Origin of the sequence: Streptomyces sp. NPDC006691, assembly GCF_042869955.1 — a bacterium.
In the GTDB taxonomy this organism is placed as follows: Bacteria; Actinomycetota; Actinomycetes; order Streptomycetales; family Streptomycetaceae; genus Streptomyces.
Window position 1 is genome coordinate 18,793 of record NZ_JBIAGW010000020.1, and the last position, 12,260, is coordinate 31,052.

Annotated in this window: 14 protein-coding genes; 4 read left to right on the plus strand and 10 right to left on the minus strand. The window is 72.0% G+C overall.

All coding sequences use genetic code 11. From position 1 onward, the window contains the following. The first annotated feature begins 31 nt into the window (after positions 1-31). Positions 32-868, plus strand: coding sequence for a Scr1 family TA system antitoxin-like transcriptional regulator (locus tag ACFYNP_RS31535; protein ID WP_388790321.1), 837 nt, complete (start codon positions 32-34; stop codon positions 866-868). Continuing rightward, a complete protein-coding gene (locus ACFYNP_RS31540) occupies positions 865-1,074 on the plus strand; it encodes a DUF397 domain-containing protein (protein WP_388415289.1) in 210 nt (69 codons plus the stop codon). The genes ACFYNP_RS31535 and ACFYNP_RS31540 overlap by 4 nt, the downstream gene beginning before the upstream one ends. 74 nt (positions 1,075-1,148) lie before the next feature. On the opposite strand, the gene ACFYNP_RS31545 is transcribed toward ACFYNP_RS31540, so the two are convergent. From ACFYNP_RS31545 to ACFYNP_RS31565, 5 genes are all read right to left on the minus strand, one after another. Then, positions 1,149-2,858: a DEAD/DEAH box helicase gene (locus ACFYNP_RS31545; protein WP_388790472.1), complete on the minus strand. Its 1,710-nt coding sequence runs from the start codon at positions 2,856-2,858 to the stop codon at positions 1,149-1,151. Between the two features lie 131 nt (positions 2,859-2,989). Further along, positions 2,990-3,193, minus strand: coding sequence for a cold-shock protein (locus ACFYNP_RS31550; protein ID WP_030362889.1), 204 nt, complete (start codon positions 3,191-3,193; stop codon positions 2,990-2,992). Between the two features lie 226 nt (positions 3,194-3,419). After that, the gene (locus ACFYNP_RS31555; RefSeq protein WP_388790324.1) at positions 3,420-4,577 is read right to left on the minus strand and encodes an acetyl-CoA C-acetyltransferase; all 1,158 of its coding nucleotides are present in this window, start codon (positions 4,575-4,577) and stop codon (positions 3,420-3,422) included. A gap of 109 nt (positions 4,578-4,686) precedes the next feature. Next, a complete protein-coding gene (locus ACFYNP_RS31560; RefSeq protein WP_388415281.1) occupies positions 4,687-5,301 on the minus strand; it encodes a TetR/AcrR family transcriptional regulator in 615 nt (204 codons plus the stop codon). Positions 5,302-5,322: 21 nt separating this feature from the next. Then, positions 5,323-6,153 (minus strand): SDR family oxidoreductase, encoded by an 831-nt coding sequence (locus ACFYNP_RS31565; protein WP_388790327.1) that lies wholly within the window; start codon positions 6,151-6,153, stop codon positions 5,323-5,325. Positions 6,154-6,207: 54 nt separating this feature from the next. Here ACFYNP_RS31565 and ACFYNP_RS31570 point away from each other — a divergent pair, with 54 nt between their 5' ends. Continuing rightward, on the plus strand, positions 6,208-7,377 hold the full coding sequence (locus ACFYNP_RS31570; RefSeq protein WP_388790330.1) for an acyl-CoA dehydrogenase family protein: 1,170 nt from the start codon (positions 6,208-6,210) through the stop codon (positions 7,375-7,377). Beyond that, a complete protein-coding gene (locus ACFYNP_RS31575) occupies positions 7,374-8,354 on the plus strand; it encodes an acyl-CoA dehydrogenase family protein (RefSeq protein ID WP_388790332.1) in 981 nt (326 codons plus the stop codon). The genes ACFYNP_RS31570 and ACFYNP_RS31575 overlap by 4 nt, the downstream gene beginning before the upstream one ends. Before the next feature lie 8 nt (positions 8,355-8,362). Here ACFYNP_RS31575 and ACFYNP_RS31580 read toward each other — a convergent pair whose 3' ends face one another. From ACFYNP_RS31580 to ACFYNP_RS31600, 5 genes are all read right to left on the minus strand, one after another. Further along, the gene (locus ACFYNP_RS31580) at positions 8,363-9,082 is read right to left on the minus strand and encodes an SDR family oxidoreductase (RefSeq protein ID WP_388790335.1); all 720 of its coding nucleotides are present in this window, start codon (positions 9,080-9,082) and stop codon (positions 8,363-8,365) included. 124 nt (positions 9,083-9,206) lie between these two features. Next, on the minus strand, positions 9,207-9,746 hold the full coding sequence (locus tag ACFYNP_RS31585; protein WP_388790337.1) for a pyridoxamine 5'-phosphate oxidase family protein: 540 nt from the start codon (positions 9,744-9,746) through the stop codon (positions 9,207-9,209). Positions 9,747-9,787: 41 nt separating this feature from the next. Continuing rightward, positions 9,788-10,324 carry a HutD family protein gene (locus ACFYNP_RS31590; RefSeq protein WP_388790340.1) on the minus strand — a complete coding sequence of 179 codons (537 nt, stop codon included), beginning with the start codon at positions 10,322-10,324 and terminating at the stop codon, positions 9,788-9,790. Further along, positions 10,321-11,040 (minus strand): vWA domain-containing protein, encoded by a 720-nt coding sequence (locus ACFYNP_RS31595; protein WP_388415262.1) that lies wholly within the window; start codon positions 11,038-11,040, stop codon positions 10,321-10,323. The genes ACFYNP_RS31590 and ACFYNP_RS31595 overlap by 4 nt, the downstream gene beginning before the upstream one ends. A gap of 274 nt (positions 11,041-11,314) precedes the next feature. Beyond that, entirely contained in the window at positions 11,315-12,220 is a 906-nt protein-coding gene (locus ACFYNP_RS31600; RefSeq protein ID WP_388790342.1) for a LysR family transcriptional regulator, read from the minus strand. Positions 12,221-12,260: the final 40 nt, after the last annotated feature.

Genomic DNA, 12,260 nt, shown 5'->3' on the forward strand with positions numbered 1-12,260 from the left:
TGGATCGGAACGAAAGGTCGGTGAACAGCCCTTGAACCGGAAGGAGTTGACGCCGGACGGCTCACCACAGGAGGCTTACGGGGCGCGTCTGCGCAGCCTGCGGGAGGGTCGGGTCTGGACGCAGGACCACCTCGGCGATCTCATGGACTACTCCAGCGTGCATATCTCGGCGGTCGAAACTGGTCGGAAGCCTGCGACTCTTCGCTTCTCGCGTAGCGCGGACCGGGTGTTCCGCCTCACCGGCAGCGCGGACGCGTTCGAGCACGAGTTCCGGAAAATGCGTCAGGGCTCCCTGCTGGAGGGATTCCCGGAGTACGTCACGCACGAAGCGCGGGCCGTAGAGCTGCGGCTGTACGAAGTGGGTGTCATCCCCGGCCTGCTGCAAACCAGGGAGTACGCGGCGACATTGGAGGCAGACGCAGTACGGCGAGAGGCAAGTACGCCCGAACAGGCGGAGGAACGCGTCGAGTTGGCGATCCGGCGTCAAGCCATCCTGGCTCGCACCCCGTCCCCCTTGATCCACGCTGTACTGGATGAGAGTTGCATCCGCAGGCCGATGGGGGACTCTTCAGTCATGGAGGCTCAGTTCGCCCGTCTGCTGGAGTTCGCGGAGATGCCGCACACGCTGCTCCAGGTCGCCCCGTTCACGATGGGAGCACGCAGACCGTTCAGCCTGCCGGTGACCCTGTTGACCATGCCGGACCGCTCGATCATGTCCTACGCCGAGTCGGCGCAGCGGAGCAACCTGGAGCGGGACAATGCCGCTGTCGTGCCCATATTGAAGGCGTACCATCAGCTTCAAGCCGAGGCGCTGCCTCAAGCGGCGTCCTTGGCCCTGATCGAGCAAGTAGGAAAGGGTTTCAAGTGACGACCGAATCCCCCCGCTGGTTCACGAGTTCGTACAGCGGCAACGGCGGCCAGTGCATCGAGGTCGCCACGAACCTCGCCGCCACGCGTGGCCTGGTCCCCGTCCGTGACTCCAAGGCACCCAACGGCCCTGCCCTGAGCCTCCGTACGCATGCCTTCTCTTCCTTCGTAGGAAGCATCAAGGCCGGAGAGCTCGGCGTCAGCTGAACGTCGCGAGCGCCACCAGCAAGCCCCGCCCTTTCGCTTTTCGAAGGGGCGGGGCTTGCGGCTGTCGAAGGAGATCAGGCTCCGGCCCGGCCCCGGCCCGCGCCGCCCTGTCCGCGCCCACGCCCGCCCGCGGAGCGAGCCGCCGACCCGCCCTGGGTGCGGGGTGCGCCGCCACCCTGGGCACGGGAGGCTGAACCACCCTGGGCACGGGAGGCTGAACCACCCTGGGCACGGGAGGCTGAGCCGCCCTGGGTACGGGAAGCCGCACCCTGACCCCGGCCGCCCTGGCCGCGGGAGGCGGCACCACCCTGGGCCGAGCCCTGGGCGCGGCCCGAGCCCTGGGCGCGGCCGCCGCGCGCGCCCCGGCTGCGGCCACCGGAGGCCTTCTTCGGTTCCGGCTGGGCCGGGACCTCGATGACGACCGGGACGCCGGACGGCTCGCGCGCGCCCGTGACCCGGACGAGCTCCTCGGAGCTCGACTTGATCTCGGCCGTGCGCGGCCTGATCCCCGCGAACGACATGAGCTTGGTCATCTCGCGCTTCTCGTCCGGCAGGACCAGCGTGACGACGCTGCCCGACTCGCCCGCCCGAGCGGTGCGCCCACCGCGGTGGAGGTAGTCCTTGTGGTCGGTCGGCGGGTCGACGTTCACGACCAGGTCGAGGTCGTCGACGTGGATGCCGCGCGCGGCGACGTTGGTCGCGACCAGCGCGGTGACCTGGCCGTTCTTGAACTGGTCAAGGGTGCGGTTGCGCTGCGGCTGGGAGCGTCCACCGTGCAGACCGGCCGCCCGGACCCCGCTCGCGAGGAGCCGCTTGACCAGCCGGTCCACCGAACGCTTGGTGTCCAGGAACATGATCACGCGGCCGTCGCGGGCCGCGATCCGCGTGGTGACGGCCTTCTTGTCGGTCTCGTCCATGACGTACAGGACGTGGTGTTCCATCGTGGTGACCGCGCCGGCCGACGGGTCGACGGAGTGCACGACCGGGTCGGTGAGGAACATCCGGACCAGGCGGTCGATGTTGGCGTCCAGGGTCGCCGAGAACAGCATGCGCTGACCGTCCGGCTCGACCTGCTTGAGCAGCGCCACGACCTGCGGCATGAAGCCCATGTCGGCCATCTGGTCGGCCTCGTCGAGGACGGTGATGCCCACGTTCTCCAGCGAGCAGTCACCCCGCTCTATGAGGTCCTTGAGCCGGCCCGGGGTGGCCACCATGACCTCGGCGCCGCGGCGCAGCGCGTTGGCCTGCTTGGTGATGGAGAGGCCGCCGACGACGGTGGTCAGGCGCAGGTTCACGGCCGTGGCGTACGGCGTGAGCGCGTCGGTGACCTGCTGGGCGAGCTCGCGCGTCGGTACCAGGACCATGGCGAGCGGCGCCCTGGGCTCGGCGCGCCGGCCCGCGGTGCGGGCGAGCAGGGCGAGGCCGAAGGCGAGGGTCTTGCCGGAGCCGGTGCGCCCGCGGCCGAGGATGTCGCGGCCCGCGAGCGAGTTCGGCAGGGTGGCGCCCTGGATCGGGAAGGGCTCGGTCACGCCTTGCGCGTCGAGCGTCTTGAGCAGCGCCGCGGGCATGTCCAGGTCGGCGAAGGCCTCGACGGCCGGCAGCGCGGGGGTGAGGGTCTCCGGGAGCTGGAACTCGCCCTGCGGCGCCATCGTGCGGCCCTTGGCGGACTTGGCGGACTTGGCGGCGGGGCGGCCGGAGCTCCTGCGGGCACCGGAACTGGAACCGGAACCGGAACGGGAGCCGGTACCGGCACCGGAACCGGCACCGGGGCGCTTGCTGGTCATGCGCGTCATACGGAATTTGCCTTCCTGGGACAAGACAGCACAAGCCGGGACCCGCACCTGAGGGTGCGGGCCCCGGCTGCGAAATTCGCGAGCCGCTGAATCAGCGGCTGCAAAATACGCCTCGTCGGCGATTAGGCGGGAACGATGTTCTCCGCCTGGAGGCCCTTCTGGCCCTGGGTGACCTCGAAGGAGACCTTCTGGCCCTCAAGGAGCTCACGGAAGCCGGAGGAGGCGATGTTGGAGTAGTGGGCGAAGACGTCGGGGCCGCCGCCGTCCTGCTCGATGAAGCCGAAGCCCTTTTCCGAGTTGAACCACTTCACGGTGCCAGTAGCCATGTCATTTCTCCTAAGACAGGGGCAGTTCCGGAAATCCGCGGATTTACGGATTCCTCGTCGCCGCATTGAGCCCATCCGGAGAAACCCCGGAAACAAATAATGCGCCTGAGGATCATTCCCGTCAGGCGCACATAAAGTATATGGGTACCAAAACTGCAACAGGCACCACGATAGCACGGCCCCCCGCGGCCCGTCCGTGGGCCACGTCACGGACGGGGAGGTCGCGTCAGAGGCGTTCGATGATGGTCACGTTGGCCTGGCCGCCGCCCTCGCACATCGTCTGGAGGCCGTAGCGGCCGCCGGTGCGCTCCAGTTCGTGCAGCAGGGTCGTCATCAGTTTCACGCCGGTCGCGCCCAGCGGATGGCCGAGCGCGATCGCGCCGCCGTTGACGTTGACGCGGTCCGGGTCGGCTCCGGTCTCCTTGAGCCAGGCGAGCGCGACCGGGGCGAAGGCCTCGTTGATCTCGACGAGGTCGATGTCGCCGATCTTCATCCCGGTCTTCCTCAAGGCGTGGGCGGTGGCGGGGATGGGCGCGGACAGCATGCGGATGGGGTCCTCCCCGCGTACCGAGAGGTGGTGGACGCGGGCGCGCGGGGTCAGGCCGTGTTCGGCGACGGCGCGGTCGGAGGCGATCAGGAGGGCGGCCGCGCCGTCGGAGACCTGGGACGAGCAGGCCGCGGTGATGGTGCCGCCCTCCAGGACGGGCCGCAGCGCCGCCATCTTCTCCAGGGTGGTGTCCCGGCGCGGCCCCTCGTCCGTGGCGACGTCGCCGTACGCGACGCATTCGCGCGCGAAGCGGCCCTCGTCGATGGCTCGCAGGGCCCGTTGGTGCGAGCGGAGGGCGAACTCCTCCATGGCGCGGCGCGTGATGCCCCACTTCTCGGCGATGAGCTGCGCACCGTGGAACTGGTTGACGGGTACGTCGCCGTAGCGGGCCCGCCAGCCCTCGCTGCCGAGGTAGGGGCCGTCGGTCAGGCCGAGCGGTTCGGCGGCCTGGCGCGAGGCGAACGCGATCGGGATCATCGACATGTTCTGGGTGCCGCCCGCCACCACCAGGTCCTGGGTGCCGGAAAGGACGCCCTGGGCGGCGAAGTGGACGGCCTGCTGGGACGAGCCGCACTGGCGGTCGATGGTGACGCCGGGCACTTCTTCGGGCAGGCCGGCCGCCAGCCAGGACGTGCGGGCGATGTCGCCGGCCTGCGGGCCCACGGTGTCCAGGCAGCCGAAGACGACGTCCTCGACGGCGGCCGGGTCGACGCCGGAGCGTTCGACGAGCGCCTTCAGTACGTGGGCGCCGAGGTCGGCGGGGTGGACCGCCGAGAGCCCTCCGCCACGCCGGCCCACCGGAGTGCGTACCGCTTCGACGATATAGGCCTCGGCCATGTCAACTCCCCAGATGCGTATACGAGTTGCGTGCGTATGCGAGTCATGTGCGGATGCGGTTCAGGTGCGCGGGCGGGTATGGGGCGGGTGGGTGAGGTGCGGATGCGGGTCAGGTGCGTACGGCGATTCCGTCCAGGACCATCGAGAGGTACTGGCGGGCGATCTCCTCCGGGCTGTGTCCGCCGCCGGGCCGGTACCAGGACGCGGCGACCCACACGGTGTCGCGCACGAAGCGGTAGGTGAGGCGGATGTCGAGGTCGGTGCGGAAGGCGCCCGCCGCGACGCCCCGCTCCAGCGTTCCCAGCCAGGCCTTCTCGAACTTCTGCTGGGATTCGGTGAGATAGCCGAAGCGGGGCAGCGCGGCCAGGTGCCGGGACTCCTTCTGGTAGATCGCGACGGCGGCGCGGTGCCGGTCGATCTCCCGGAAGGACTCGGTGACCAGGGCCTCGATGGTCTCGCGGGGGCCGAGTCCGGCGGCGAGTACGGCGTCGTAGCCCTCCCAGAGTTCGTTCAGGAAGGTCGAGAGGATCTCGTCGAGCATCGACTCCTTGGAGTCGAAGTGGTAGTAGAGGCTGCCCGCGAGCAGGCCCGCCTCGTCGGCGATCCGGCGCACGGTGGTCGCGTTGTAGCCCTGGGCGGCGAACACCTCGGCCGCGGTGGCCAGGAGTTCGCGCCGCCGCTCGGGCGAGGCGGTCACCTGCGTCTTCTTCTTGTTCGTCGGCACCTGACCATTGTGCTGCCCCGGCTAGGCGTGCTGGCTGCTGACGGAGACGACCTCGCCGGTGAGGTAGGAGGAGTAGTCGCCGGCCAGGAACACGATGACGTTGGCGACCTCCCACGGTTCGGCGTGGCGGCCGAACGCCTCGCGGGCGGTGAGCTCTTCGAGCAGTTCGGCGGAGGTGACCTTCACCAGGTGCGGGTGCATGGCGAGGCTGGGTGCGACGGCGTTGACGCGCACGCCGTACTCGGCGGCCTCGATGGCGGCGCACCGGGTGAGCGCCATGACGCCGGCCTTGGCGGCGGCGTAGTGGGCCTGGCCGGCCTGGGCGCGCCAGCCGACGACGGAGGCGTTGTTGACGATCACGCCGCCCCGGCCGCTGTCCCTGAAGGCGCGCAGGGCGGCCCGGGTGCAGCGGAAGGTGCCGTTCAGGGTGACGTCGAGGACCTTGGACCAGGCCTCGTCCGACATGTCGACGAGGGAGCAAGTGCCGCCCAGGCCCGCGTTGTTGACCACGATGTCGAGCCCGCCGTGTTCGTGTTCGGCGAGCGCGAGGAGGGCGGCGACCTGCTGTTCGTCGGTCACGTCGCAGGGGACGGAGGCGACGCGGTCCGCGCCGAACTCCGCGGCCAGCGCCTCCTCGGTCTCCTTCAGGCGGCGGGCGTGGGCGTCGCCGATGACGACGCGGGCGCCCTCTTCGAGGAACCTGCGGGCGGTGGCCCCGCCGATCCCGGCGCCGGCCGCCGCGGTGACGACGGCGGTACGGCCGTCGAGCAGGGCATGGCCGGGCACGTACTGAGCCGTGTTGGCCGCCGTCCGAGCTTCGCCGGCCGCCGCCTGAGCCTTGTTGTCCGTCACGGCGCCACGTTAACCTACCAAACACTTGTTAGGGAAGGATGGTGTGCCGTACCCATGGACCTGGACCCCACGCCCGACCAGGAGGCCTTCCGGGCCGAGGCGCGCGACTGGCTCGCCGCGCACGTGCCGCCCGCACCGCTTCCCTCGCTGGAGACCGAAGCCGGCTTCGCCGCCCACCGGGACTGGGAGGCGCGGCTGTTCGCGGACCGCTGGTCGGTGGTGTCCTGGCCGAAGGAGTACGGGGGCCGGGACGTCGACATCTTCCGGTGGCTGGCCTTCGAGGAGGAGTACTTCGCGGCGGGCGGCCCCGGGCGCGTCTCGCAGAACGGCATCAACCTGCTCGCGCCCACCTTGTTCGACCACGGGACGCCCGAGCAGCGGGCACGGATCCTGCCGGACATGGCGAGCGGCGCGACGATCTGGGCGCAGGCCTGGTCCGAGCCGGAGGCGGGCTCCGACCTCGCTTCCCTGCGGTCCAAGGCCGTCCGTACGGACGGGGGTTGGCTGCTCTCGGGACAGAAGACCTGGTCGTCACGGGCCGCGTTCGCCGACCGCGCCTTCGGCATCTTCCGTACCGACCCCGAGGCCGCCAGGCCCCACCAGGGCCTGACCTGTCTGATGTTCGACCTGCGGGCGCCGGGGGTGGGCGTGCGCCCCATCGGCCGCCTCGACGGCAAGCCCGCCTTCGCCGAACTCTTCCTCGACCACGTCTTCGTGCCGGACGGGGACGTGATCGGCGAGGTGGGCGCGGGCTGGCGGATCGCCATGGCGACGACCGGCAACGAGCGCGGCCTGATGCTGCGCTCCCCCGGCCGCTTCCTGGCCTCGGCCGCGCGGCTCGTGGAGCTGTGGCGCACGGCGGGCGACCCGGCGGACACCGCACTGCGCGACCGGGTCGCGGACGCGGTGATCGGGGCGCGCGCCTATCAGCTCTTCACCTGCGCGGGCGCCTCCCGCTTCGCCGAGGGCGGTGCGATCGGCGCCGAGTCGAGCCTCAACAAGGTGTTCTGGTCGCGGTACGACATCGCCCTGCACGAATGCGCGCTCGATCTGCTCGGCCCGTACGGGGAACTGTCGGACGACGCCGACGAGGCCCCCGCGCACGGGAGTTGGGCCGAGGGCCATGTCTTCTCGCTGGCCGGTCCGATCTACGCCGGGACGAACGAGATCCAGTGCGACATCATCGCCGAGCGGCTGCTCGGCCTGCCGAAGGGGCGCCGATGAGGTTTCTGCTCACCTCGCAACAGCTCGACTTCACCCGCTCCCTGGACGCGATGCTGAGCGCCGCCGACACGCCCGCCGCGATCCGGGCCTGGTCCGCGGGGGACGCGGGACCCGGCCGGGCCCTCTGGTCGCGGCTCGCTGGCGCGGGGGTGTTCGCGCTCGGGGTGCCCGAGGAGTACGAGGGGCTCGGGATGCTCTCGGTCGAACTCGCCCTGGCATGCGTGGAGTTGGGCAGGCACGCGCTGCCGGGTCCGGTCGTGGAGACGGTGGCCGCCGCCGCACTGCTGGCCCGGCTCGCGGAGCTCGGCGAGGAGGGCCCGGCCAAACGGCTGCTGCCCGGTATCGCCTCGGGCGCGTGCGCGGCGAGCGTGCCGCGGCCGGGCGGGGGCCCGTACGCACTCGACGCGGACGCGGCGGACGTGGTGCTCACCGTCGCGGACCAGGAGCTGCGGCTCGCCCCGGGGCACGGCCCCGTCCAGCCGTCGGCCGACCCGGCCAGGCGCCTCGCGCGACCGCTGCCGGGTGGCGAACTGCTGTACGCGGGGCCACAGTTGGAGGATGCCGTCGCGTACGCCACCGGGTGGGCGCGGCTCGCGGTGGCCGGGCAGTGTCTCGGAGTCGCCGAGGCGCTGCTCGCCCGGACGGTGGCGTACGTCAAGCAGCGCACCCAGTTCGGGGCGCCGATCGGCTCGTTCCAGGCGGTCAAGCACCGCCTCGCGGACACCCTGGTCGCGATCGAGTTCGCGCGGCCGCTGCTGTACGGGGCCGCGCTGTCGCTCGCGCCGGGCGAGGTGGCCGCGGCGAAGGTGACGGCCGGGGAGGCCGCGTACGGGGCCGCCCGCACCGCGCTGCACCTGCACGGCGCGGTCGGCTACACCCAGGAGCTCGACCTGTCGCTGTGGCTGCGCAAGGCACGGCCGCTCAGGGACGCGTGGGGCTCACCCGGGGAGTGCCGGGCACAGGTCCTCGCGGGCTGAGCGGGGGGTCAGTGGATCTGGCCGGTGGGGCGGACCACCACCTGGTTGACCTCGACCCCCGAAGGCTGGGCGAGCGTCCAGACGACGGCCTCGGCCACCTGGTCCGGGGCCATCGCCGGTCCGTCCGGGACCACGCCCGCGGGGTGGCTCTCCCAGAACGGGCTGTCCACCCGGCCGGGTGCGACCAGGGTCACGCCGACGCCCGATCCGGTGACCAGGACACGGGTGTTCTCGGCGAGCGAGGTGAGCGCGCCCTTGGTCACCGAGTACATGTTGCCCGGGGTGTTCTTGATGCCCGCGGTGCTGCCGACCATCACGATGCGGCCGCCGCTCTCGGTGAGCGCGGGCAGCGCGGCCTTCACCAGGACGGCGGGGCCCAGCACGTTGACCATCAGCATCTCGCGCCAGTGGTCGGGGTCGCCGTCGGCGAGGGTGTCGTGGGTGGAGAACCCGGCGTTCGCCACGACGTGGTCGAGCCGTCCGAACGTCTTCAGCGTCGCCTCGACCGCGGCGCCGATGGACGCGAGGTCGGTGGTGTCGGCGGCGACCGCCAACACCCGCTCCCCCGCGTCCAGTTCGGCCGCGAAGGCGTCCAGCCTTCCCTGATCTCGGCCGGTGACCGCGACCCGGTTCCCGGCGGCCAGGAGCCGTCGGACGGTCGCGGCGCCGATCCCGCTCGCCCCGCCGGTGATGAGTGTGACCGTGCCGCCGTCGTGCTCGCCGCTCATGGACTCTCCTCGGTCTCTCGAACCCGTCGCATGCCCGGGCGACTGTAACGCGCGACGGCCGGCGTCTCACGACACAGGGCTCACGGCTCACGACTCACGACTCACAGCTCACAGCGCTCGCGGTTCAGGCGTCCTCGCGCACCGACCCCTCGCCGCTGCCGCGCCTGAGGGTGCGCAGCGCGGTGCCGGGCCGCCAGACGCGCAGGACCATCTCCTCGTTCTCGATGCCGGTGTACACGACCTCGGTCGGCTCGACGCGGAAGAGGAGGAACGGCTCGGGCGGGGTCACCTGCTCGACGAAGGACGCCAGCGCCGACGGATCGGTGACCCGCACGGCGCGCCCGCTGACCCGTACGTCACCGTCGGCCATCTCGGCGTCCGGGCCCGGGTTGGCCTGGAGCGAGCAGCGCGGGTCGCGCAGCAGGTCGAGGGCCTTCATCGAGCCGGGCATCATGCCGAGCAGCAGCTCACCGTCCCGGAACTCCACCTCCAGGCCGGTCACCCGGGGCGAGCCGTCCTTGCGCAGGGTGCCGAGGACCTGGTGCCGGTACTTCTTGAAGCGGGCCTCGGTGAGGGCGGCGAACCGCGGCTCGGCCTGGTGGAACGCGCTCCAGGCCCGCGCCGGGGGTGCTGTCGGCGTGGTCGCCGTGTCTTGGTTTTCCATGGCCCCAGGAAACCTCGGATACCCGACAACCTCTGTCCGGATTACCGGGCCGGAAGGGTGACGACGGCCGTGTGCCCCTCGGCCCGTACCGCCGCCGTGCCCGGCGCGGTGAGCTGGGCGTCGTACGGGTCCAGGCGTACGCCGTCGACGCGGGCGGGCGCGTCCAGAGCGACGACCAGGGCGGGACCGGCGATCGTCAGGTCGCCCCGCACCACGGCGACCGTCGGCGCGGGGGTGCCCCGGCGGAACATCACGTTGAAGTTGACGACCGGGCCGGCCAGGAGGCGGCAGTCCGTGGGGGCGTCGCCGGGGAAGTGCTGGGGCACGAACCGCTCGTCCACGAGACGGCGTCGGCCGCCCACCAGGAGGTCCATGCCGGCGCCCTCGACGACGGTGAGGATCCGGTCCACCCCCGGGAATCCGGAGAACGGTCCGTCCGCCCCGACGTCGGCGAGGCTGACCCGCCACACGAAGTCGGCGGTGCCCGCGCCCTCGGGGTGGGCCACGATGTTCCGGGTCACCCCGCCGCCGTTGCGCCACGGCACGGCCTGCCTGTCGGCGGCTCGCAGTGTCCTCACCGTACGATCCCTTCCGCCCGGGCGGCGCGCAGCCAGTGCGGGAACTCGCCGAGCAGCCGGTCGTAGAGCTGGGCGTCCGTCACCCGGCGCGGGTCGGTGCCGGCCGCGAAGAAGCCCGCGTTGTCGACGCGGCGGCGCTCGGGGACGGCCAACTCGTCGAGCCTGCGCAGGAAGTCGAACTGGTGGCTGCGGGGGTCGCCGAACCCGATGAACTGCCAGAACATCGGCAGCGTCGCCGCCTTGCAGATGTAGCGCTCGGCGGCGAGCCTGCTGCTCGGGCCGCCGTCGGTCTGGAACACGACGAGCGCGGGGGCACTCGCGCCGCTCTCCAGGTAGTGGTCGATGACCGCGTCCATCGCCACGTGGTAGTTGGTGCGGCCCATGTGGCCGAGGTTGGCCACGATCCGCTCGATGCGGCCCCGGTGGTTGTGCAGGGCGATCTCCGTCTCGGCGTCGATGTCCGTGGAGAAGAACACGACCGGGACGCGGCCGTCGTCGTCGAGGTGTGCGGAGAGCCCGAGCACGCGGTCGGCGAGTGCCTGCACACTGCCGTCCCTGAAGTACGGGCGCATCGAGCCGGAGTGGTCGACGACGAGGTAGACGGCCGCGGTCTCGTCGTCGAGGCCGTACTTCTCCAGGGACGCGGCGGCGTGTTTGTAGAGGGAGACGAGCGCGGGGGCACGCTCCTCCACCTTCTGGAGGGACAGGGCGGGCATGCGTCTCCGTTCACTCGCCGGGGTGCGGGTGACGAGGTTACGCCGGTTCGTCACTGCGGGGCGGCTCCGCCCGGTCAGAGGTGTGCGGTGCCGCCCCGCGCCGGGGGCTTCAAGCTCCGCTCGGGGGTGGGATGTTGGGTGCGGGCCGTCTGTGGCTGGTCGCGCGGTTCCCCGCGCCCCTCAGCAGGGTGCCCGTACCCGGCACCGGGCCACCAGGCTCCGTCGCGCCCTCGCGGCGGAGCCGCACGTGTTGCGGCTTCCGTTCGCTTCCGGGTCAGTCGGCCAGCATGGACGCGTGGTCGCGGAGGGCGCGGGTCAGGGCGGCCGTCGCGGGGGGCGTGGGGCCGGGGCGGCGCACCAGGCTGATGCGGCGGCGTTCCTCGGGGAGGTCGTCCGGGGTGATGAGGCGGACGCCGGGTGGGATCGCGGACAGCAGCAGGGAGGGGACGGTCGTGATGCCCGCGCCGGCTGCGACCAGGTGCAGCTTGGTGAGCCAGTCGCGGGCGGCGTGGTGGACCCGGGGGCGTCCGGGCAGGCCCGGCCAGATGCCGAGCAGGGGCTCGTCGGTGACTGCCTGGCCGGCGATCCACGTCTCGTCGGCCAGCTCGCGCGCGGTGACGCCGGCCCGGTCGGCGAAGCGGTCGGCCGGCACCGCCAGGACGAGGCGGTCCTCCAGGAGCGGCTCGGTGCGCAGGGGCGGATCGTCGGCGTCGGGAGCGCGGTGCGGTGGCCGGGAGGAGAGCAGGGCGAGGTCGAGGGCGCCGGCGCGCAGCGCCCGCAGCAGCGCAGGAGTGGTCCCCTCCCGGGTGGTGACGCGTACCCGCGGGCTTTCCCGGCCCAGGGTCGCGAGGGCGCGGGCCACGAGCACCGCTCCGGCGGCGGGGATGAAGCCGAGCCGCACGTGGCCGCCGTCGTCCTGGGCGCCGCTCAGTTCCCGGTCGGCCGCCGCCAGCGCGTCCAGCGCGGTCACGGCGTGGCGCAGCAGGACCCGGCCCGCGGTGGTCAGCCGGACGCCGCCCGGATACCGGTCGAACAGCCGGGACCCGGTGGCCTGTTCCAGGCCGGCCACCTGCCGGGAGACGGCCGACTGCGTGTAACCGAGCGCCTGGGCCGCCGCCGTGAAGGTGCCCCGCTCGGCCACCTCGCGCAGCACCCGCAGGCCGACCACCGTGATGTCCATGAGCGATGAGCATATCCAGCATGCCAGCCATTCGCTGGCC